Annotated in this window: 19 protein-coding genes and 1 pseudogene; 8 read left to right on the forward strand and 12 right to left on the reverse strand. The window is 65.0% G+C overall.

The annotated features are described in order from the left end of the window. Nucleotides 1-36 precede the first annotated feature (36 nt). Nucleotides 37-837 carry a VOC family protein gene (locus tag ACW2Q0_RS07870; RefSeq protein WP_457187686.1) on the forward strand — a complete coding sequence of 267 codons (801 nt, stop codon included), beginning with the start codon at nt 37-39 and terminating at the stop codon, nt 835-837. 220 nt (nt 838-1057) lie between these two features. Next, nucleotides 1058-2764 (forward strand): dihydroxy-acid dehydratase, encoded by a 1707-nt coding sequence (gene ilvD, locus ACW2Q0_RS07875; RefSeq protein ID WP_457187688.1) that lies wholly within the window; start codon nt 1058-1060, stop codon nt 2762-2764. A 176-nt stretch (nt 2765-2940) separates the two neighbouring features. On the opposite strand, the gene ACW2Q0_RS07880 is transcribed toward ilvD, so the two are convergent. The 3 genes from ACW2Q0_RS07880 to ACW2Q0_RS07890 all read right to left on the reverse strand — a co-directional run bounded on the left by ACW2Q0_RS07880 (nt 2941) and on the right by ACW2Q0_RS07890 (nt 6215). After that, nucleotides 2941-4302 (reverse strand): NtaA/DmoA family FMN-dependent monooxygenase, encoded by a 1362-nt coding sequence (locus ACW2Q0_RS07880; RefSeq protein WP_457187690.1) that lies wholly within the window; start codon nt 4300-4302, stop codon nt 2941-2943. Continuing rightward, the gene (locus tag ACW2Q0_RS07885; RefSeq protein ID WP_457187692.1) at nt 4302-5369 is read right to left on the reverse strand and encodes an LLM class flavin-dependent oxidoreductase; all 1068 of its coding nucleotides are present in this window, start codon (nt 5367-5369) and stop codon (nt 4302-4304) included. The genes ACW2Q0_RS07880 and ACW2Q0_RS07885 overlap by 1 nt, the downstream gene beginning before the upstream one ends. A gap of 222 nt (nt 5370-5591) precedes the next feature. Continuing rightward, nucleotides 5592-6215 (reverse strand): peptide deformylase, encoded by a 624-nt coding sequence (locus tag ACW2Q0_RS07890; protein ID WP_457187694.1) that lies wholly within the window; start codon nt 6213-6215, stop codon nt 5592-5594. Between the two features lie 166 nt (nt 6216-6381). Between ACW2Q0_RS07890 and car the strand changes: the two genes are divergently transcribed. Then, nucleotides 6382-9864, forward strand: a complete 3483-nt coding sequence (gene car, locus ACW2Q0_RS07895; protein WP_457187696.1) for a carboxylic acid reductase — start codon at nt 6382-6384, stop codon at nt 9862-9864. Here the strand turns inward: car and ACW2Q0_RS07900 are convergent, their stop codons facing one another. The 5 genes from ACW2Q0_RS07900 to ACW2Q0_RS07920 form a co-directional block, all read right to left on the reverse strand. Further along, entirely contained in the window at nt 9865-10488 is a 624-nt protein-coding gene (locus tag ACW2Q0_RS07900) for a TetR/AcrR family transcriptional regulator (protein ID WP_457187698.1), read from the reverse strand. 13 nt (nt 10489-10501) lie between these two features. Next, nucleotides 10502-11386, reverse strand: coding sequence for a short-chain dehydrogenase/reductase (locus ACW2Q0_RS07905; RefSeq protein ID WP_457187700.1), 885 nt, complete (start codon nt 11384-11386; stop codon nt 10502-10504). Next, the gene (locus ACW2Q0_RS07910) at nt 11383-12861 is read right to left on the reverse strand and encodes a flavin-containing monooxygenase (RefSeq protein WP_457187702.1); all 1479 of its coding nucleotides are present in this window, start codon (nt 12859-12861) and stop codon (nt 11383-11385) included. Before ACW2Q0_RS07910 ends, ACW2Q0_RS07905 begins: the two co-directional genes overlap by 4 nt. A gap of 60 nt (nt 12862-12921) precedes the next feature. Then, the gene (locus tag ACW2Q0_RS07915) at nt 12922-13545 is read right to left on the reverse strand and encodes a GrpB family protein (RefSeq protein ID WP_457187704.1); all 624 of its coding nucleotides are present in this window, start codon (nt 13543-13545) and stop codon (nt 12922-12924) included. 536 nt (nt 13546-14081) lie between these two features. Further along, entirely contained in the window at nt 14082-14879 is a 798-nt protein-coding gene (locus tag ACW2Q0_RS07920) for an SDR family NAD(P)-dependent oxidoreductase (protein WP_457187706.1), read from the reverse strand. Nucleotides 14880-15212: 333 nt separating this feature from the next. Between ACW2Q0_RS07920 and ACW2Q0_RS07925 the strand changes: the two genes are divergently transcribed. Next, nucleotides 15213-15779 carry a DUF4333 domain-containing protein gene (locus ACW2Q0_RS07925; RefSeq protein ID WP_457187708.1) on the forward strand — a complete coding sequence of 189 codons (567 nt, stop codon included), beginning with the start codon at nt 15213-15215 and terminating at the stop codon, nt 15777-15779. A 260-nt stretch (nt 15780-16039) separates the two neighbouring features. Here the strand turns inward: ACW2Q0_RS07925 and ACW2Q0_RS07930 are convergent, their stop codons facing one another. After that, nucleotides 16040-16300, reverse strand: a complete 261-nt coding sequence (locus tag ACW2Q0_RS07930) for a hypothetical protein (RefSeq protein ID WP_457187710.1) — start codon at nt 16298-16300, stop codon at nt 16040-16042. 66 nt (nt 16301-16366) lie between these two features. Here ACW2Q0_RS07930 and ACW2Q0_RS07935 point away from each other — a divergent pair, with 66 nt between their 5' ends. Further along, nucleotides 16367-16576, forward strand: a complete 210-nt coding sequence (locus ACW2Q0_RS07935; protein ID WP_457187712.1) for a hypothetical protein — start codon at nt 16367-16369, stop codon at nt 16574-16576. On the opposite strand, the pseudogene ACW2Q0_RS07940 reads toward ACW2Q0_RS07935, so the two are convergent. The 3 genes and pseudogenes from ACW2Q0_RS07940 to ACW2Q0_RS07950 form a co-directional block, all read right to left on the reverse strand. Further along, nucleotides 16485-17148, reverse strand: a pseudogene (locus ACW2Q0_RS07940) (MgtC/SapB family protein). The gene ACW2Q0_RS07935 and the pseudogene ACW2Q0_RS07940 sit on opposite strands and share 92 nt — an antisense overlap. A gap of 12 nt (nt 17149-17160) precedes the next feature. Beyond that, the gene (locus ACW2Q0_RS07945; protein WP_457187714.1) at nt 17161-18894 is read right to left on the reverse strand and encodes an ArnT family glycosyltransferase; all 1734 of its coding nucleotides are present in this window, start codon (nt 18892-18894) and stop codon (nt 17161-17163) included. Nucleotides 18895-19194: 300 nt separating this feature from the next. Further along, complete coding sequence (locus ACW2Q0_RS07950; protein ID WP_457187716.1) at nt 19195-20178, reverse strand: cytochrome c oxidase assembly protein; 984 nt, start codon at nt 20176-20178, stop codon at nt 19195-19197. Between the two features lie 308 nt (nt 20179-20486). Between ACW2Q0_RS07950 and ACW2Q0_RS07955 the strand changes: the two genes are divergently transcribed. The 3 genes from ACW2Q0_RS07955 to ACW2Q0_RS07965 all read left to right on the forward strand — a co-directional run. Then, the gene (locus ACW2Q0_RS07955; RefSeq protein ID WP_457187718.1) at nt 20487-20795 is read left to right on the forward strand and encodes a hypothetical protein; all 309 of its coding nucleotides are present in this window, start codon (nt 20487-20489) and stop codon (nt 20793-20795) included. After that, nucleotides 20782-21321, forward strand: a complete 540-nt coding sequence (locus tag ACW2Q0_RS07960) for a type II toxin-antitoxin system RelE family toxin (protein WP_457187720.1) — start codon at nt 20782-20784, stop codon at nt 21319-21321. Before ACW2Q0_RS07955 ends, ACW2Q0_RS07960 begins: the two co-directional genes overlap by 14 nt. A 435-nt stretch (nt 21322-21756) precedes the next feature. Beyond that, nucleotides 21757-22323: serine/threonine-protein kinase (locus ACW2Q0_RS07965; RefSeq protein WP_457187755.1), on the forward strand; the 567-nt coding region annotated here is incomplete at its 3' end.

Raw genomic sequence — 22323 nt, forward strand, 5'->3', positions numbered from 1 at the left:
GCGACCACAGCAACCGACCAGTGAATGGAGATACCGATGCCTGTTCGAAGCACGCCTTGGTCCGAGGGCACCCCGTGTTGGGTGGACTGCCAGGTCGACGACCCGGCGAAGGCGAGCGAGTTCTACGCCGGTTTGTTCGGCTGGACCATCGAGGGCGGTGGGGAGGAGTCCGGCGGATATCTGATGGGATGGAAGGGTGGAAACGCGGTAGCCGGAATCGGTCCGAAACCCCAACCCGGGATGCCCTCGGTGTGGACGACTTACTTCGCTGCCGACGATGCGGACGCGATCGCCGAACGGGTCGGTGCGGCGGGTGGCGAATTGGCCATGGCCCCGTTCGATGTACTCGAGGCTGGGCGCATGTTCATCGGGGTCGACAGCGTCGGCGCGGTATTCGGCATCTGGCAGGCCCGCGCGCACGTCGGCGCGGCCGTCTACAACGAGCACGGCGCCTACTGCTGGAACGAACTGCACACCCGGCAGCTCGACACCGCGAAGAAGTTCTATGCCGACGTCTTCGGCTATACCTACACCGATATCGGCGACGGCAAAAACATGATCTACGCGATGTTCACCCCGCGCGGCGGTGATCAGCCCGCGGGCGGCATGAACGACGACACCGTGATGCCCGGCGAGCCTGTGCCGAGCCATTGGCTGACCTGGTTCCAGTTCGACGATGTCGACGCCGGCGTGCAGCGGGCTTCCGAACTCGGCGCGTCGGTGCTGTTGCCCGCCTCCGACTCGCCGGCCGGCCGGATGGCGATGGTCGCTGCGCCACAGGGCGAGGTGTTCGGACTTATCGACACGAACGTGATGGTGGGCGAGATGCCGCAGTAACTGACGGAATATCTGCGCGTCGTATCTGGAGCACGGACCGTCTGCGGCGATGGTAGCCAGGAAGGTGCGGACCGTCCTGCAAGCATCCGGACCGCGCCGACCTGTGCGACGACCATACGATCCTCCCGAATCTGCTCCAGCGAATCGGCACGCACCGATAATCGACGCCTGATCGGCGTGGGCGGCGGCGCTCGACGATGCCGGCGGGAATGATGTGGCGATGGCCAATGATCCGAGCGTTCCCGATATCAAACCGCGCAGCCGCGACGTCACCGACGGTCTGGAAAAGGCGGCGGCGCGTGGCATGCTGCGGGCCGTCGGCATGGACGACGGGGACTGGGGCAAATCCCAGATCGGCGTGGCCTCGTCCTGGAACGAGATCACGCCCTGCAACCTGTCGCTGGATCGGCTCGCCAAGGCCTGCAAGGAGGGCGTATTCGCGGGCGGCGGGTATCCGATGGAATTCGGCACCATTTCGGTCTCCGACGGCATTTCCATGGGCCATGAGGGCATGCATTTCTCGTTGGTCTCGCGGGAGGTGATCGCCGACAGTGTCGAGACGGTGATGCAGGCCGAACGGCTCGACGGTTCCGTCCTGCTCGCCGGATGCGATAAATCCCTACCCGGCATGCTGATGGCCGCGGCGCGACTGAATCTGGCGAGCGTATTTCTGTACGCGGGCTCGATCCTGCCCGGTATCGCGAAACTCTCCGATGGCAGCGAGCGCGAGGTGACGATAATCGACGCGTTCGAGGCTGTCGGCGCGTGCTCGCGCGGGTTGATGAGCCGGGCGGATGTGGATGCCATCGAGCGGGCCATCTGTCCCGGCGAAGGCGCGTGCGGCGGGATGTACACCGCCAACACCATGGCCAGCGCGGCCGAGGCCCTGGGCATGTCGCTGCCGGGCAGTGCGGCGCCGCCCGCGACGGATCGGCGGCGCGACGGCTATGCGCGGCGCAGCGGTGCGGCGGTGGTGGAATTGCTGCGGCGCGGGATCACCACCGCCGATATCCTCACCAAGGAGGCCTTCGAGAACGCGATCGCCGTCGTCATGGCATTCGGCGGCTCTACCAATGCGGTACTGCACCTGCTCGCGATCGCGCACGAGGCGAATGTGGATTTGGCGCTGGACGATTTCGCCCGTGTCGGTCGCCGGGTGCCCCACCTCGCGGATGTGAAACCCTTTGGGCGACATGTGATGACGGATATCGACCGGATCGGCGGCGTACCCGTGATGATGAAGGCGTTGCTCGACGCGGGCCTGCTGCACGGCGACTGCCTGACCGTGACCGGTCGGACGGTGGCCGAGAACCTCGCCGATATCGCCCCACCGGATCCCGACGGAAAAGTGGTGCGGGCCATGACCTCCCCGATCCACCCGACCGGCGGTATCACCATCCTCGCCGGATCCCTCGCGCCCGGCGGCGCCGTGGTCAAGTCCGCGGGCTTCGACTCCGACGTATTCACCGGCACCGCACGGGTTTTCGACCGTGAGCGGGCGGCGATGGACGCGTTGGAGGACGGCACGATCACCGCGGGCGATGTAGTGGTCATCCGCTACGAGGGCCCCAAAGGTGGTCCCGGAATGCGTGAAATGCTCGCGATCACCGCGGCCATCAAAGGCGCGGGGCTCGGCAAGGACGTGCTACTGCTCACCGACGGGCGATTCTCCGGCGGGACCACCGGTCTGTGCGTGGGCCACGTCGCCCCCGAAGCGGTGGACGGCGGTCCGATCGCGGTCGTCCACGACGGCGACCGAATCCGCCTCGACGTCGCCGCGGGCACCCTCGACCTGCTGATCGCGCCCGCGGAAATCGCCCGCCGCCGCGACGGTTGGCATCCCTTGCCGTCGCGCTATACCCGTGGCGTACTTGCCAAGTATTCGAAGCTGGTCGGCTCGGCGTCCTTCGGCGCGGTCTGCGACTGACGGCAGGTCCGGTCGGATCGGGTTCGGTGTGCCGGCGAAGGTTCGGTAGAACATTCTTCGCCGATATCGATCCTGATCCCGTCGATCGCGGAATTCGATGCAGCACAGCGCCGTATGCGAACTCGCACAGTGTGCAATGTCGCACTGCATGCCAAGAGCTGGCTATCGGCCCACGATCACCGCCTGGTCGGCGGCGGTCGCAGCCCGAGATGCTCGCGCAGCGTGGTGCCGGTGTATTCGGTGCGGTACGAACCGCGCTCCTGCAATTCCGGAATCAGCCAGTCGACGATCTCATCGAGCCCGGTGGGCACGAGATAGGGCGAGATATTGAACCCGTGGGTCGCGCCGTGGCGGACCCAGCGAGTGAGCTCGTCGGCGACCTGGCCCGGTGTCCCGGCGAATCCGGACCGCTGCGAGGTTTCGATGGCGACCTGGCGCAGCGACAGATTCTTGGCCTCGGCCAGCGCACGCCACTCGCGGGCGATCGCCACTGGATCCTGACCGGCGCGCTGTGCGCCGCGCTCGCCCGACATCATCCGGGGCTGCGGGTCGTCTGCGGGCAGCGGACCGTCCGGATCGAGATCCGACAGGTCACGACCCCACACCTGGCCGACCAGGGAAAGTGCGGTTTGGCCGGTGAATTGGCCCTCCAAAACCCAGCGCGCCTTCTCCTCGACCTCGGATTCCCGTTCCGCCAAGACGATCTGGGTGCCGGGCAGGATCTTGATGTCATCGGCCGGTCGGCCCGCGCGTTCCAGGCGGGCGCGAATATCGTTCGCGAAGGCGAGCGCGGCGTCGAAATGTGTTCCGTGCCTGGAGAAGATGACTTCGGCATTGGCCGCGGCGAAATCGCGGCCTGCGGGTGAATCACCGGCCTGGAAGATCACTGGATGGCCCTGCGGGCTGCGCGGCAGGGTCGGTGTGATCGCGACGTGGAAGTGCTCGTCGTCACGGGTCACTGTCCGGACCGAATCCGGTCTGGCCCAGTCGGTATCGTGGCGCGAGGTCGCGATCGTATTGTCGGCCCAGGCATCCCAGATCTCACGGGCTGTCCGAATGAATTCGCCCGCGCGCTCGTAGCGCTGCGCGTGATCGAGGAAGCCGCCGCGCCGGAAGTTCGCACCGGTCCAGGCATTGTTGGTGGTGACCGCATTCCAGCCCGCACGGCCGCCGGATAGCAGATCCAGGCCCGCGAGTCGGCGGGCGAGATCGGCGGGTTCGTTGTAGGTGGTGTTCTGGGTGGCGACAAGACCGATCCGGCTGGTGATACCGGCCAGCGCCGCCAGCTGAGCGATGGCGTCGGGACGTCCGGCGATATCGGTATCGAGCAGCTGTCCGTTCTGCTCGCGCAGGCGCAGGCCCTCACCGAGGAAGAAGGCGTCGAAGAGTCCGCGCTCGGCAGTGCTGACGGTATGCCGGAAGGTCTCGAAGTCGATCTGCGAGCCGCTGCTCGGATCCGACCAGATGGTGCTGTGGTTGACGCCCTGGAAGAAGACGCCGAAATGGACCTGGGCGTCAGGAAACGGAACCTGCGTCATCAGTGCTGATCCTTCGCATAACGGTTGATCGGCCGCGCCAGGCCGAGATCGGCGCGCAGGGTCGAACCCGGCACCGGACGGTGGGTCACACCGGCCCGCAAGAGTACGGGCAGGACGTAGCGCGCCAATGCCGGGAGGTCTTCATCGATGACGGCAGGATGCACCCGCACGCCGTCGACGTGGTGCGCTAGCTCGGTGATGAGCCGCACGAGTTCGGCAGGGGAGCCCGAGAATCTCAGGCGTTCGGTGCTATTCGCGGCCGTGTAGGAGTCCAGGTGGGCGAGGCGTTCGGCGGCGGTCGTGTCCGGAATATCCAGGGCGACATCGAGTTCCGCGAATACCAGCGCACCGGTGGCCCGCGCACGGTCGGCGGCGGCGAGCGTCCGATCGAGATCGCCTCCGGTGACCAGGATGACGTCGGCGGCGCCGGTGTCATGGGCGAAGACGACCACCTGCCCCTGTGGCGGCCGCGGCACGATCGCCGGACCCTTCACCGAGAACGTTTCGCCGCTGAAGTCGATGTAGTGCAGCTTGTCTCGATCGAGAAACCGGCCCGCCGCATAATCGCGTACCACGGCATCGTCTTCCCACGAATCCCAGAGCCGACGCGCGACCTCGATCGAATCACGTTGTTCGCGTGCGAGTTCCGCATCGGTAGTGCGCGCGGGACGTCCCCAGGCGGTGGCGGCTGCGGCATCGGTCGTCGCGATCCATCCGCCGCGCCCGCGCGAGGCGTAATCGAGTGTGGCCAGTTGTGACGAGGTGTGGAACGGTTCCGCGTAGGTGGTCGCGACCGTGGCCACCAATCCGATGGTGCTGGTGGTCGCCGCGACGAATGAAGCCCGCGTCACCGCGTCGATCCGCCCCGCCGGAGCTGCGACAGGCGGCAGGATCGAATCATCGAAGGTGGCGAGGGTGAAACCGGCATTCTCGGCGGCGCTGACTCGTTTGTGCAGCGTACCGCCGGTAAGCAGCTGGTCGGGGGCATGCGCGGCCCGCCGCCACGCGGCCGGGTGATATCCCTCGCCATCCAATTCGATGCCCACCGCGAAGAAGTTTCCGCTCATTGGTATGACGATCGTCAAACTTGCCCGCCGCCGCCATGATTTGCGTCGCGATGATCCGAACCCGCCGCATCGAGCCGACGATTCCAGTGCGGCACACGAGAACCTCGGCCGTCGTGGCAAATGGGCCCGCGCCCGATCTGTGGGACTGGACCGGTTCACCGTCTCGTGCCGCGACGGTCCGCTCGTTAACATTGGTACACGCAACAGCTGAATACGGTCTGGTCAGGGCAAGTCGAAGCCCAGCGCCTCGGCCGCGGCGGTGGGGGTCGGCTGGGACCAACGCTCGATCAGGGTTTGGCTGGAGGTCAGCGAGCGGGTGATGGCGCGATCGAGGTAAAGGGTGCCCTCGAGGTGGTCGATTTCGTGTTGGACGATGCGGGCGGGCCACCCGGACACTTCCTCGTCGAGTTCGCGGCCGCGTTCGTCCTGGCCGCGCAGGCGCGCGCGGGCGTGACGCGCGACGACGGCCTGCCAGCCCGGGACGCTCAGGCAGCCCTCGAAGAACGCGGCCCGTGCGTCGCCGATGGGTTCGTAGCTCGGGTTGATCAGGACTCGGAACGGTAGCGGGACCCGCCCGCGAACCGCGCGCAGCTCATCGGTCACCTCGGCCGGATCCTCCAGGACGGCCAGCCGCAGCGGTATCCCGACCTGCGGTGCGGCCAATCCGACGCCTGGCGCGGTATGCATCGTCTCTCGCATCGCCCGCACCAGGCGGTCCAATTGCGCCTGCGTCAGCTGTCCGTCGTAGTGCGCGGCGGGCGCGCGCAGCACCGGGTCGCCTGCGGTAACAATGGAGAGTGGACCACCGAGCAGCGTCTCGACAAGATCGGGGAGCGGGATCGTCATGGTTACAGGATCGCAAGGTGCGGCGCGACGCACTGATCTGACCAGGCCCGTTGCCGAAAATTTGCCGCACTGGAATATTTAGCCAAGCTAACGTGTTGTTGGCTACGGGCGTCTTGAATCTGCACAGAACAACCGACGGTCGGCATAGGACCGAAGGAGGCTGGCCATGATTATTGATACGCGGATGGAACAGGTCGTGCGTCGCATCGCCGACCTCTACGCCACCTATCCGGACATTCGCGACGCGCGACCGATACCGGAGACTTTCGCCGCGATCCGAGAACCCGGAATGCGGCCGGCGCAGATCGTGGCGACGGTCATGGCGGCCTACGCTGATCGTCCCGCGCTCGGGCACCGGGTCCTCGCGCCCGCGACGGACGAGTCCGGGCGGCGCACGCTGCGACCGCTGCCCGAATTCGCCACCATCACCTACGGCGAGTTGTGGGCGCGCGTCGTCGCGATCGCCGCAGCCTGGCAGCACAATCCCGACAACCCCGTCAAAGCGGGCGACTTCATCGCGACAATCGGCTTCACCAGCGGCGACTACGCCACGCTCGATCTGGCGTGTCTGTATCTCGGCGCGGTCGCCGTACCACTACAGGCTGGTGCCGCGCCGAAGCAATTGTCGGCGATCCTCGCCGAGACCGCACCGCGCGTCTTCGCCGCGACGCCCGAAAACCTCGCTACCGCGGTGGAGTGCGTCCTCGCCGGAGCGACGCCGGAACGCCTCGTGGTCTTCGACTATCACCCCGAGGACGATGATCAGCGCGACGCGTTCGAATCCGCCCGCGCTCGCTTGGCGAACACTCCGATAGTGGTGGAATCGCTGGCAGCGGTGATCGAACGCGGCCGCACCGTGGCGCCCGCACCACTGTTCGTACCCGCCGACGACGATGCGTTGGAGGCGCTGATCTACACCTCCGGCAGTACCGGCACTCCCAAGGGCGCCATGTACACCAGCCGGCTGGTGACCGCGATGTGGTCGGCCCAGCCCGAGGTAGCTGGGATCAGCCTGAACTACATGCCGATGAGCCATGTGGCCGGACGGTTGTCGCTCTATGGCGTGCTGGCCCGTGGCGGCACCGCGTATTTCACGGCCAAGAGCGATATTTCCACGCTGTTCGAGGATATCGGCCTGGTCCGGCCCACCGAGATCTTCTTCGTGCCGCGCGTGTGCGATATGGTCTTCCTGCGCTATCAGAGCGAAATGGAACGTCGTTCGGAGTCGGGTATCGCTCACGCGGAACTCGACCGTGCGGTGAAAACCGAACTGCGCGAAGACTTCCTGGGCGGCCGATTCATATCGGCCATCGTCGGCAGCGCGCCGCTGGCCGCCGAGATGAAAACCTTCATGGAATCGGTCCTCGATATGGACCTGCACGATGGCTACGGTTCGACCGAGGCGGGCGGCGCCGTCATGGTCGACAATATGATCCGCCGTCCACCCGTGCTCGACTACAAGCTGGTGGACGTGCCCGAGCTGGGATATTTCGGTACCGACCAGCCGAATCCGCGCGGTGAGTTGCTGCTCAAGACCACCACCATGTTTCCCGGGTACTACAAGCGCCCCGAGGTCACCGCGGAGATCTTCGACGCGGACGGCTTCTACCGGACCGGCGATGTCGTTGCCGAACTCGGACCCGATGAACTCGTCTACGTCGACCGTCGAAATAATGTACTGAAGCTGTCCCAGGGGGAATTCGTCGCGGTCGCACATCTGGAAGCCGTATATGCCAGTAGCCCGCTGCTCGAGCAAATCTTCATCTACGGCAGCAGCGAACGTGCCTACTTGCTCGCGGTCATCGTGCCGACCGAGGAGACGTTGCGCCTCGCCGATCCGAAAGCGGCACTGAGTGATTCGCTACAGCACATCGCCAAGGAGGCTGATCTCGAGTCATATGAGATCCCGCGCGATTTCCTCATCGAAACCGAACCCTTCACCACCGAAAACGGGCTGCTCTCCGGCATCGGCAAGTTGTTACGTCCCAGACTGATCGAGCACTATGGCGAGCGGCTGCAGCAGCTGTATGCCGAACTGGCCGAAGGGCAGGCGAACGAACTGATCGCGCTGCGTCGCGAGGCCGCCGACCTGCCGGTGCTGGAAACCGTGAGTCGGGCCGCGCGGGCATTGCTCGGCTGCGCCACAACCGATCTGCGACCCGATGCGCATTTCACCGATCTCGGCGGCGACTCACTGTCCGCGCTGTCGTTTTCGAATCAGCTCCGCGATATCTTCGCCGTCGATGTGCCGGTGGGCGTCATCGTCAGCCCGGCCAACGGATTGCGCGAGTTGGCGGAGTATGTCGAATCGGCGCGGCAACCCGGCGCGATGCGGCCGACCTTCGCCGCAGTCCATACGCGTGCCGGTGTCGCGCGTGCCGATGAGCTGACACTGGACAAGTTCATCGATGCGCAAACACTGTCCGCCGCGACGACTCTCCCCCGCGCCACCGAAACGCAGACGGTGCTGCTGACAGGTGCCAACGGGTACCTCGGCCGCTTCCTGTGCTTGGAATGGCTCGAGCGACTGGACGAGTCGGATGGCACACTCATCTGCATCATCCGAGGCAAAGACGCTGCGGCAGCGCGGAAACGGCTCGACGAGGCCTTCGACAGCGGTGATCCGGAACTGCTGCGGCATTACCGCGAGCTGGCGGCCCGGCGCCTCGAAGTTCTGCACGGTGATATCGGCGACCCGAATCTCGGCTTGGACGATACGACCTGGCATCGGCTGGCCGACACCGTCGATCTGATCGTGCACCCGGCCGCGCTGGTCAACCATGTCCTGCCCTACGACCAGCTGTTCGGCCCCAATGTCGTCGGCACTGCCGAACTCATCCGCCTGGCCATCACTTCGCGGATCAAGCCTGTGACGTATCTGTCCACGGTGGCCGTCGCCGCCCAGATCCGTCCGTCGTCCTTCGAAGAGGACGGCGATATTCGCGAAATCAGCCCCACACGCGCCATCGACGACAGCTACGCCAACGGCTACGGCAACAGCAAATGGGCGGGAGAGGTCCTGCTGCGGGAAGCCCACGACCTGTGCGGACTTCCGGTCGCCGTCTTCCGATCCGATATGATCCTGGCACACAGTCGATTCGGCGGCCAGCTCAACGTTCCGGATATGTTCACCCGACTGGTGCTCAGCCTGGTGGCCACCGGCATCGCCCCGTATTCCTTCTACGAGACCGATGCCGACGGTAAACGTCAACGCGCACACTACGACGGCCTGCCCGTTGATTTCACCGCGGCGGCGATCACCACCATCGGTGCCGAGGCACGTACCGATTTCCACACCTTCGATGTCCTCAATCCGCACGATGACGGTATCTCCCTCGACGAATTCGTCGACTGGCTCATCGAATCCGGCCACCCCATCCAGCGGATCGACGACTATCAAGAATGGCTGCGCCGATTCGAAACCGCGCTGCGCGGGCTCCCCGAGAAGCAGCGACAGGCCTCGCTACTACCGCTACTGCACGCCTATAGCCGACCTGAACGGCCGATCCGTGGCGCCGCCCTCCCGGCGAGGGGTTTCAGCGCGGCCGTAGCAGCCGCGAAAGTCGGTGCCGAACACGATATTCCGCATCTGAGGCCCGCGCTGATCGACAAGTACGTCAGCGATCTGCGATTGCGTGGACTGCTGTAGTCAGGTGAGCTCGAGCATGGTGAGGGTGAGTCGGGTGGCGTAGTCGACCACCTCGTCGCGGTTGGCCTCGACATCGCCGTCGAGCCAATCCAGGAACAGTGCGACGAGCGCGCCGGATATCGCGCTGACCGGCAGCGGTATCCGCCCCGGCCCGGATGTGAAGCGCGCGGCCTGCCCCGGTGCGAGCTGGGTTGCCACAAGCGTGACGAAGGCGCGCAGTGCGTCGGCGCCGTGGACGCGCAGCGTGTCATCGGCCAGGGTTTCGCGGAACATGATCCGCCCGCGGCGCGGATCGTCCGCGAAATACTGGGCTGCGGCGTCGAAAGCCGCTCGGGCACGGGCGGTTTCATCGACAGGGGCATCGCTGAGCCGGGTGGTGACGGCATCGACGAGCCCGTGTGCGGTCTGGTCGTAGATCTCGATGAGCAGGGCTTCGCGGTCGGCGAAGTTCTCGTAGAAATAGCGCAGGCTCAGGCCGGCTTGGCGGCAGACCGCCCGCATGGTCGTCGCCGCCGCCCCCTCCCCGCCGAGCAGCGCATAGCCGGCGCGCACGAGTAGCTCGCGGCGCCCGGCGGCGCGGCTGGCCATGGTGCTGCCGCGCCAGGTAGTGGCTGACGAACTCATGGGTTGGGTCATGTCATGCGCTGCCGGACTCGCTGCGCGAGCGCTCTTCGAGCTCGCGCAGCAGCACGCGCAGCTGTTCGTCGGTGCTGAGGTAGTGGTCCATCAGCACATTGACAGCACCACGCAGCAGGGAGTAGGGCTGCCAGACGCGGGGTGCGATGGTGCGCGGGGCGCGGTCGGCAATGCCATCGGCGATGGCCAGCGCGGCTTGGGCAGCGCTGATGCGCTGGTTGAACGGCCACGGCAGCATGGCGTCGGCCGCGCGGCCGAATTCGTCATCGTCGAGCGTGTGGTGGGTCATGGCGGTATCGACGATGCCGAGATAGGCGACCCCGGCGGTTGCCCCCGAAGCGGCGAGTTCGACCCGCAGCGCACGACCCAACTGTTCCACACCGGCCTTGCTGATCATGTACGGTGACCCGCCCATTCCGGGCGCGAATGCCGCACAGGAGGAGACCACCACGACGTGGCCGCGGGTTGCGACGATATCGTCGAGAGCCGGTCGGACGGTATTGAAGACACCGGTCAGGTTGACCCCGATGACCCGGTCGAAATCGGCGGGGTCCATCGTGCGCAGCGTGGCGGGCCTCGGGGTGATACCGGCACCGGCGACGACGAGATCGATGCGGCCGAAGCGGTCGCGGACCGCCGCCATGGTGGCGACCATACTGTCGCGGTCGGCGACATCGGCGCGCAACGCAACCGCACGCGATCCCAACCGTGATGCGGCAGTGCGGGCTCCGGCCTCGTCCAGGTCGAGCAGGACGACCCGCGCGCGGCGGTGGTGCAGGATCCGCGCCAGTTCGGCACCGATACCGCGCCCGGCACCCGTTATCACCACCACCTTGTCGGTCACGTCGAAGGTGTCCTCGGTCGGCAGCAACCGCAGCAGGTTCACGATGCCTCGATCAGGTAGGCGTCGGAATCGAATCGCATGGTGCGCCTGGCATATTCGAAGCTCCAGTTCGGATACAGCCCGGCATTGTGCCGACCGTCGGCGGTTTGGTAGTAACTGCGGCAGCCGCCGGTCACCCACACCGTATCGCGGCTACGTTGCTCCATCTCCTCGATGAAGTCCCGTTGCACCTGTGGCCGCACCTCGATGCGGCGAAGTCCCTTGTCGCGCATATTCTTTACCGCATCCACGAGATAGCGGATCTGGGCTTCGATCATGAAGATCGCCGACTGGTTCCCGGCCACGCCGAACGCGCCGAGGGTGGTGAAGAAGTTCGGAAACCCGGTGACGGTGGTGCCGAGATAGCTCTGTGGGCGTTCGCGATACCGCTGGGCGAGGGTGCTCCCGGCGGTGTCGTGGATAGCCTCGAATATTCGTGGTGGCACACCGAATCCGGTGCCCCAGATGATCGTGTCGACCGCGTGTTCGGTGCCGTCCACGGTGACGATCGATCGCGGCCGGACCTCGGCTATGCCTGCGGTCTCGACCTCGACATTCGGCTTGCTCAGCGCGGGGTAGTAGGCGTCGGAGAAGATCGCGCGTTTACAGCCGATCATATAGTCGGGCGTCAGCTTCCGGCGCAGACGCGGATCGGAAACCTGCCGACGCAGCTGCATTCGACCCAGCGCTTCGAACGGATGCCGGAACCGCGTGTCCACGAATCCGACCAGCCCGAATCCCTCGATACCGGTGAAGTACGCGGCGCGGATCATCTTGCCCAGCAAGGGCATTCGGCGCAGGAGTGCGCGCTCGACGGCGCTGGTCGCCCAATCCATACGCGGCACGATCCACGGCGCCGAACGCTGGAACACCGTCAACTGCCCCACGACCGGCTGGATCTCCGGAATGAACTGCACCGCGGACGCGCCGGTGCCGATCACCGCGACCCGCTCGCCGGTCAGATCATGGTCGTGATTCCAGTGCAGGGAATGGAACTGGGTGCCGGTGAAATCGGCGATGCCGGGTAGGCGGGGGATTTGCGCCTCGCTGAACGGTCCGATCGCCGGGATCAGTACATCGGCGGTCAGCCTCGCCTGCCCTGTGCGAATGCGCCACCGTCGGGTGGGCTCGTCCCACACGGCGTCGAGTACTTCGGTGTCGTACCGAATGTGTTGTGGCACATCGTATTTATCCGCGACACCGCGAAGGTACTCGAGGATCTCCGGTTGGGTGCCGTAGCGGCGGGACCAAGTCGGGTTCGGGGCGAAGGAATACGAATACAGCATCGACGGCACATCGCACGCACAGCCCGGATAGGTGTTGGCGCTCCAGGTGCCGCCGAGGTCGGAGCCGCGTTCCAGGATGACGAAGTCGCGGAAACCGGCCTCGCGCAGCTTGACCGCCAACCCGATACCGGCGAACCCGGCCCCGATGACAACGATCTGCACATGGTCAGGGTGCGTCGTCGGCTGGTCCATCTGCATTCCTCCGGACGATTCCGCATTCGAGCTTATGAGAATCGGTCGATTCCAATGGAATCAGATGGTTCCTATTGAGTGGTTCGGTGTCAAGGCCGAGTGGTCGAAGGCTCGACCATAGATTTCGTCGATGATCGGGTTCTTGCCCAAGTTGTAGTCGGCCGGTGTGTTGGTTGTCTGCGCGGCCAAGTCGCGTTTGGCGGTTTCGTACAGATCTCGGTCGGCGGGGTGGCTGCGCAGCCAATCGCGAAACACCACGTGCCGAATGTGCTCGGGCGCGTTCGTGCTGAACACGTGTAGGTTCACGGCAGGGTCGGTACGGGTGAGCATCCGGTGCTCGTGCCAGTGCGGCTCCCGCAGGACCAGACGAAACCCTGTTGCTTCCAGCCTGGGAAGGTAGGCGGGCTCCTGCGCGGAATCGGCCACGAGGAGGTCGATGTCGATGATCGGTTTGGCGGCCAGGCCGGGGACCGCGGTACTACCGACATGCTCGATCGTGACGTCCTGGCCGACCAGGGCGCGGCGGATCATGTCGGCTTGCTCGGCGAAAAGCTGTGGCCAGCGCGGATTGTAGGGCGCGAGGACAATCGGTTCGGCCTGTGGCGGCCTGCCACCAACCCACGCAGCGGCCATCTGCTCCGGCGTACTGCGTAACCGTTGCCTGACCTCGGGCGGAAACTTCACTGCCACACACCTCCTGATACCGGGAAGGCAGTCCACGAGCATATCTCGACAAACGAACCGAACCGACAGATATATCGCCTGAGTCTCGGCGGCCATGCCGGTGCTGTAGGCGAGCCGATAGCGGTCCTGCGTGACCGGACCCCAATGCGTTCCTCTCGCCAACGGCTTCGCTCGTGCGAGTGGTCGCGCTGGCGGTTCTGGAATCTGGACGAATATATCTCTTATCGCACCGAAATATCCCAGCTCAGAACCTATTCCTGTCGTAAATGAACCGAGTCATGAACGACTTTCGGAGACAACCGAGGTCGATAATCGCGAAGTCTGGATGCTGATCATCGTCTTGACCGAGCGCAGTAAGGAGATCGATATGAGTCGAACCGGTACGGGCGGCGCTTTCACCAGGGTGTTGTCGAGGACTGCCACATGGTTCGCCGCGGTTGGTCCGTGCAGTTCGCGCTGGGCATTTCTGGATCTGCCGCCAGAGGACATCCAGCTGGTTCATCGAATGTATTCGACATCAACGTCCATTATGTGACTCAGTAATAGATCGGGCCGGGTACGCCGCCGCCCACCGCGATAGCGTCACCGGTGATCGCGACGCTGCGCGGAGAGGCGAGGAAGGCCACGACATCGGCGACCTCGGTCGCGTCGATAACGCGGTGCAGTGTATTCCGGACGAGTTCGGATTCGAGTTCTGCCACCGTCTGTTTCGTCTGCCCGGCTTGCTCGCTCAGGCGTCGGGTCAGTCGCTCGGTCCGGGTCAGGCCTGGATGGACGACGGTCACATTGACCCCGTATGGACCCAGCTCGTCCGCGAGATTCTTGGTCAGCGCGGAGACGCTGATGTTGCGGATCGTCTGGGCGATGGAATTCGCTTGCCGCGCACCAAGTCCGCTGATATTGATTATCCTTCCCCAACGTTGCTCGATGAGGTGTGGTGCGACCGCGCGGGCGGTTCGTAGATAGCCCAGAACCTTGATCTCGACCTCACGGCGGACGATCTCATCGCTGGTCGCCGCCAAGTCCGCGGGCGCACCCGCGCTCCACGGTGTGGCAGCCGAATTCACCAGGATATCGACTCCGCCGAGTTCGGCCACCGTGCGCTCGACCAGTTCCCGGACGCGGTCGTCGTCGCCGGTGTCGGTGGGTATGGCGATCACTCGCCGCCCGGTCTCGTCCGAGAGTGTGCGTGCGGCAGCTTCGAGGGTTTCAGCATCGCGTGCCGCGATCACCACGTCGACGCCTTCGGTCGCCAATGCTCGGGCCACGGCGTAGCCGATGCCGCGGCTACCACCGGTGACGATGGCACGCTTTGCATTCAATTGCAGATCCATTGCCCCGACATTAATGAGGTTGGCGTCAGGACCGACCGATCTTGATCGCGATGATTCGAAGTCGCGGTCACGTCGCGCGGCGCCGAGTCAGCACGCACCCGGTAGGCGGCCTGAACGCCAGTTTTCACCGGCCCGGGGACGCAAGTAGTCGAGCCGATCGGTGCCGCCTCATCGTCGGTCATAGAGCGTGTTCGTCTTTGCGACCGATTCGCCGTAGACAGCACCGTCCATCAGCACGGCTGGGGAGACGAATCTGCCGGGTCGGGCACCATCCGCCACCGCGGGCGGCCGACCTACGGTCATAGATTGCCATAGAGGATGCAAAGATGAGCCATGCGTTGGTTTCTGCTTCTGGTTCCGGTTGTCGTTGTGACGGCGTGCTCCTCGGGATCGGGGCCGGCCGGTCCGCCGTCGGTCAGCATTTACAGCCTTCAGTCCAAAGGGACGGATCTGTTCAAAAGCAAGATTCATCAGGATCCGAAGTCGGTGTCTTGCGACGGCGAGCTGGACGCCACAGTGGGTGCGACACAGAAATGCACGGTCGTGGATCTCACCGGCGGGCAGTGGGCGTTAACTGCCAAGGTCACCGATCTGGACGGTGACATCGCCGTATATGACATGAATTTCGACGACAAATTCGCGACAGCCGAGGAGGTGGCGAGACAAGTCGGCGAGCTGGTCCATCTTCAGGGGATCAGTACCATGAATTGGCAGTCGGTCGGAACAGTCGAGTCGAGTACGTGCGACGGAGTTCTGCGCGGCACGGTGGGTGCCGAAATCCATTGCACCGTCACGAACAGCGATGGGACTGTCGTGCCCGCGACCGCGAAAACCGTGGGGATCGAGGCTGGCACCGTGAAGTACGACGTGTTCGCAGGCGGAAACCATTGGAGCCGTTAGCCAGTTCCTCGTCACTCGGCGGCACGATATGCCTCGCGCAGATGCACCGGAATCTCCTATCACGGCTGCTCAGGACCGCAACTATCAGCCATATCTCGCACAGGGCACGCGAGACCACGCAACAACCTTCGACAGTTGGGATCCTGACAGCACCGCAGCCCGCCGATGCCTCCGATATCAGCGGCGCATTGGTGCGCAGGGCCGTCACCCACGCCGCCCAAGCCTCGATCCGAACACCGAATCCGCCGCTCGCACCGCCGTCACGAGGTAATGGGTGAATCACCCTCCACCGTGCGCCGCGTGGTCTCGGTAACACCTTCGAAGATCTTGCGCCCCTCGGGTTTCGACCGCTCGAACACCTCGCCGGGAACGACGTCGTGGTAGTCGTGGCCGGTTACATCGACGCCTAGTACGTGGGAGACCGACACGCGATGTCGTGCGGGCTCTCTGGGCGCCGGCCCCGCGATGCCCGCCTGCAGCAGCGCGGGGTAGGAGATCTCCTCCTCCGCCTGCGCGTGCAACTCGAGGAATGCGGCCAGCCTGCCCCAGATCGCGGAGCGCGTGGGTCGGCCGGTTACTGTGGCGGTGTGGGGTTCAGTGAATACGGGCCGGGCGACGTCGTCTACTTCCCGGAGGGACCGTTCAACGGGATCTGTGCAGTAGTGCAGGAAGTCGACCTGCGCCGCAGCAAGCTGCGTCTAGTCTTCAGTGAGGGCACTGTCCATCGCGAAGGAAACGTTCTGCGGGAACGGCGCCACAGCCTGACTGTCGGATTCGATGAGATCGAGTTGATCTAACAACCATCAAGCTACCGAGGATGACGTGCATTCCGGATCCGGCGAGGGCACCGACTGCCGCCGCGCGCCACAGTGTGGCGGCGGTGTTGAGTCCGTGCGCGCTCGGCCCGTCGCGCGGAAGCACGCCTGCGCCGAGGAAGTCGATACCTGAAACGACCTGTGCCGCAAAGCAAGTCGGGGTCTATGCCGCTGAAGCGGTGTACGGACAGCAGCACGAACAGGGTGGATCCGGCGGCGATGAGCGCGTTGGTACGCAGGGCCGCCATACGTGCGCGGTACTGGCGTTCGAGCCCGATCACCGCGCCCAAGCCGACTCCCGCGCCCAGGCGCACCAGCATCCCCGCTCGACATAACGAACTCCCGGTCACTCGGCAGCCACAATCGGGGCCGTAGGGTAGCCGGGTTGCAGGACGGCAGGCTGGTGCGCTAAAGGTTGTTCGGTGAACATTCGGCGAACCACCGCTTCGGTCGGGGTCATCGCCTCGGAGTCGGGCACGCCATCCAACTGAACCTGCACTACGGCGGCGTCGGCCTGCCCGAGCAGCGAGACGGCGCACCCTGCTGATCTTCATCCAGATCAGGGTCTACTCGCGGTATTCGGACAGGTCGTACGCGGTTACCGTACCAAGGTGGGCGGGAGGAAAGTGGGCGGTGACCCAGTCGCGGATATCGGTGTGGGTACCTGCGCGGTGGTCGTTGCCGACGACCAGGTAGTAGCCCAAGCGGTGCGCGCGTACCTCGTCGACGAACTGGTCCAGTGTCGGTGTCTGGTCGGTGCCGGCAAATCCGCCGATCGCCATGACGGCCGTGCCGGAAGCCAGTTCCAGCTCGGCCGCGGTCTGTGAATGCTCGACCGCGGCCGACCAGGTCGTACCGGTCGACGACAGCAGCGACACAAGTTGTGTATTCGACGCCACGTCGGGTGAACCGTTGGCCCAGACCTTCGGACCCGCCACCAGACGGACCTGGTGGGGCTGACCCAACGTCGCGACGGTGTATGCGGTGCAGCCACCGAGCAGGCCGACCATTCCTATGGCCAACGCCACCAGCGCCCGCCGCCGCGACATGGTCGGGCGCAGCAGGGCGATGCCTGCGATCACCGCGGCCGCCAGCACCGTCCACCGCAGCAGGGGATGCCACGCGCCGTTACGGTGCAATACCCAAAACCCCCAGATCCCGCTGGCGAGAACGATGGCGGACAACCCCGCTCGGCCCGTTCCGGTGCCGCGCAGCCGCCACATCTGGTGGATCCCGATCGCAGTCGAGGCTGCCACCGCGGGGGCGATCGACAGGCTGTAGTAGGGGATCACCAGCCCGCTCATCGAACTGAGCACGCCGCCGTCGACGAGGATCCAACTGCCGAACACGATGGCGGCAGCGCGGACCGGATCGGTGCGGGGCGTCCCCCGCCGCACCATGACAACCAACACCACCGCCAGCAGCGCAGCCGGCAGCAACCAGCTGATCTCGAAGGCGAACTCACCGGTGAAAAGCCGCGCGGGGCCGTTCGCGAACGCCAGATGGCCGGGACTGTGCGCGGGCGGCCGATGACCGAGAAGCCGGGCGAAACCGTTGTAGCCCAACACGAGATTCATGAACGTGTTGTCCGTCGATCCGGCGATGTAGGGCCGCGCGGACGGCGGCCACAGCGCCGTCAACACGACGTACCAGCCGGCCGAGATCACCAGCGCGACCAGGGCACCGAGCAACTGCAGCAGCCGCGCGCGCAGCGGGTTCGGCGCGACGATCAGATAGGTCAGCCCGATCGCGGGCGCCACCATCAGCCCTTCGAGCATCTTCGCCAGAAACGCGAATCCGAGCGCGACACCGGCCAGTGTGATCCATGCCGTGCTCGCTGTCGGCAGCGCTCGCACCATCGCGTACACCGCGGCGGTCATCAACAGCACCATCACCGCGTCGGGCTTGTCGAATCGGAACATCATTGCCGCTACTGGCGTCAGCGCCAGCATCGCACCCGCCAGCAAGCCCGCCGCTCGTCCGGCGAGGCGCCCGACGGCGCCATACAGCAACGCGACAGTCGCGACGGCCATCAAGGCCTCGGGAACCAACTCGGCGGCACTACTGAACCCGAACATCCGTGCCGACAACCCCATCACCCATTGCGAGACCGGCGGTTTGTCGACGGTAATGAAGTTCGCGGGATCCAGCGAGCCGAATAACCATGCTTTCCAACTGCGGGACCCGGACCACACCGCCGCCGCGTAGAACGCGTTACCGGTGCCGTTGACCGTAATCCGCCACACGTAGACGACCGCCGTAGCTGTCAGCAAGGCCGCCAAACCGACACGATCCCGCATTGAGCCGGGCGCCGCGCGAGTGGTGGCGCGCCGGGACAACACGGACGTTGCAGTGAGCATCACATCGCGATTGAGCACCCGGCCATTGATCCACAACCGACCTGCGAATCGCTGTGACCACCCGGTGAATTGGCTGAGTATCCAGCCGGGCTTACTCGCACTCGCCGACTCGTTGCCAGGAACCTGGTCGGTGGATCGGGCCTACTACGCGGCATTTCGCGCACGTCAAATATTCGTCGGCATTCTCTCCGACCGCTGGCCTTTGTCAGCGACCGGCGGCCGGCGCGATCTCCCGACTGATCAGCGACGGAACCTGGCGCGTAGCTGCGGATCGTTCTCCCACCACAACCCCGAGGTCTGCGGTTCATCGTCTTCGACTGGCGCAGCCGTCCTCAGGCCGTGGCGCGCGGCAGGTGCGGAATTCGCCTCGACCGCATCGAGTTCGGCGTCGACCTGGGCGGCCTTGCGGCGCTCGTCGGAGGCCCACGACCGCATCAGTGCGAGCAGATACGGCAGTCCCAGAACATCGCCGAGTACCCAGATGATGCCGGCACCGATGACCTGATCCAAGCGCATATCTGGACCCCACGTGCGACTGATCTCGGCGTAATAGCCGGCTGCGCACAGCGGACCCAGCCATAGCACCAGTCCGAGAATGCCATCGGCCAGCGACTCGAAGATCGTGATGAGCAGCGAGATGCCCTGCGAATACCGGCGCGGTACCGGGTCGGTCTGCAGCCGCGAGTAGAAGTACCCGAATCCAATGGTCACCAGCCCGATTCGCGTCGCCGCATCGGCGAGCCCGTGCCGCAGCACCACTTCATACCATGGCGTAAGGAACAGCAGCCACGGTGCGGCCAGGATCGCCAGCGACGACACCAGCGGGTAGGTCAGCGCCCGCGCCAGTGACGAATCCAGCACCCGATCCAGCCGGGCCTGCCCGGTAGGTCCCAACGCCGTGCGCAACACGGTCACCGGCCGGCCGGCGGCCAACCCGAATGGAACCACATACAGCAACAGCAGCGTCTGCAGGGCCCGCACCCAGAACAACGTGCTGGAGTAGACACCGACGACGCTGATCCCGGTGAGCAGCCAGACTCCCAGGCCCATGACCAAGAAAGCCGCCATGCGTCCCGCCGAAACAGCCTGCCCCCGTTGTCGGGCACGCGAGCGCGCCACCCAGTAACCGGCTCCCAGCACGACGGTCACGACCAGGGTCGAGGTATCCCATCGCCACGATTCCAGCAAGGACTGCAACGTCAGCGGTGTGTCGTTCCATGCCATGGCCGCCAGTATCCCCTTGTCACCACCACTGCACGACGAAAGCTGGGCCGCTGACGCGTGACAGCGAACGCGCGCCACTTTACTTTGGCAGTGTTCGGGGTCCGGGGTTCGAGCCCCTTTAGCTCCACTTCACAGTGAGGCCGCAGGTCATTGACCTGCGGCCTCACTGTTGTGTAGTACTCCGCGAAACCCTTTGTGGCGGTTCAGTCATGGGACACGCTGAGCCCAGTGGTGCAAAGACGACGGAGGTGGTTCCCGACAGGCGACACGGCATCGAGAATCTAGCTAGAATTCTGTACAGTTACAGTATGTCCATCCTGCGCAACCCTCATGAGCTCAGCGTTTCCGACGCCGCGCAGCGAGGCGTCGCTGGACTGGTAGCGGATGCCGAAGGTGGTACCGACCTGGTGGTCACCCGCCATCACCGGCCGGTTGCCGCCGTGGTCAGCATGAATCGGCTCGCTGAACTGGATCGCGCGGAGTCCGACCTGCGTGACCTTGCGCTGGTGCTCGCCCGGGCCGCGACCGACGGCGGGAACCGAACGTCACTCGATGATGTGCTCGGCGCCTTCGGACACACAAGGGAATCCCTCGCCGAACTCGATGACCACGGGTAAGCCGATGGTCGAAGTCCTCTTCACCGATGCGGCAATCGACGACCTTCGAAAACTCGGCCCCGATGCCGTGCCCAAAGTCCTCAAAAAGGTGCTCCTGCTGCTGGATTCACCGCAAGCCGGCTATCCACTCGGCGGCGAATTGACCGGGTTCCGCAAGCTTGTCGTTGGCCGCAACACCTGGCGGATCGTGTACCGGGTCATCGACCAGCAGACCATCGAGATCTGCGAGATCTGGGCAATCGGAGCACGCGCCGACTCAGAAGTCTACGCGGAAGCAACTGCCCGCATCGTCGCGGCCGCCGGTCGGCTACCGGAATTCAGCAAGCTCGGCGCAGTGGTCGAGCGACTCGGCCGCAGTGCCGAATCGCTCGGAATTCCACCGACACCGATGCGCGAACCTGTTCCCGATTGGCTCGCACAGCGATTGATCCACACGGTCGGCATGGCACCCGCCGAGGTCGCGGCACTCGGTCTCGAACAGGCCGTCGACCACTGGGCCGAATACACCTCGCGGCCATCAACGTAACCAGGCCGAACACGATCCTGCCCTACCAGCTCCACCCGTCGACCCGGGGCACGTCCCTCACCGCGTCCCAGCGGCTGTTCGTCTGCCGACCGGCACGATCCGAATCGCCGGCCCCTCGACTGTCAAAGGGTTCAGGGTTGTGGAGCGTTGGGCCCATATCCCGAAGCCGGGGTGAAAGCCGAGTTGGCTGAAGTTTGCGGCGAATCTCGAGGAGGGTGCTCCGACGCCCTCCGAATGCTTACACAACACCTATTGCACGTCAATATTCTGCACGTATCAGCCACGGACCTGCGGAAATGCAGGGAATCACAAGGCATTCCAGGCAGCGAACCCAAGAGAAGCGGCTGCACTGGCCCGTGGGATACGCTGTTGGTTAACGAAGAGTTAACAATCGTTACCGTTGCCGGGGACATGCTGGCGGATGGTGTACAGCCGATGAGCGAGGAAGATCCGTTCCGGACACTCCGTGACGTGTCCGAGCCGGTCACAAACGAACTGGCGGCGGCCGGGTTCGAGGAGGTCGGGCGGGGCGGTTTCGGCGTGGTCTATCGCTGCATGCAGACCGAGCTGGATCGGACGGTGGCGGTGAAGATTCTGACCGCTGAGTTGGATGAAGAGAACCGGGCGCGGTTTTTCCGGGAGCAGCGCGCGATGGGGCGGCTGACCGGGCATCCGAACATCGTGACGATGTTGCAGGCGGGTACCACCGCGAGCGGACATCCCTATCTGGTTATGCCGTATCACCCACTGGACTCCCTTGATGCACGGATCCGCCGGAACGGTCCGTTGCCGACCGAGACCGTGTTGTGGATCGGGGTGAAGATCGCCGGGGCGTTGGAGAGCGCGCATCGCCTGGGCATCGTGCATCGGGATGTGAAACCGGGCAATATTCTGCTGACCGATTACGGCGAGCCCGCGTTGACGGACTTCGGGATCGCGCGGATCGTCGGGGGGTTCCAGACCACGGCGGGCACCCTGACCGGGTCGCCGGCCTTCACGGCC

This window comes from Nocardia citri, assembly GCF_054065835.1.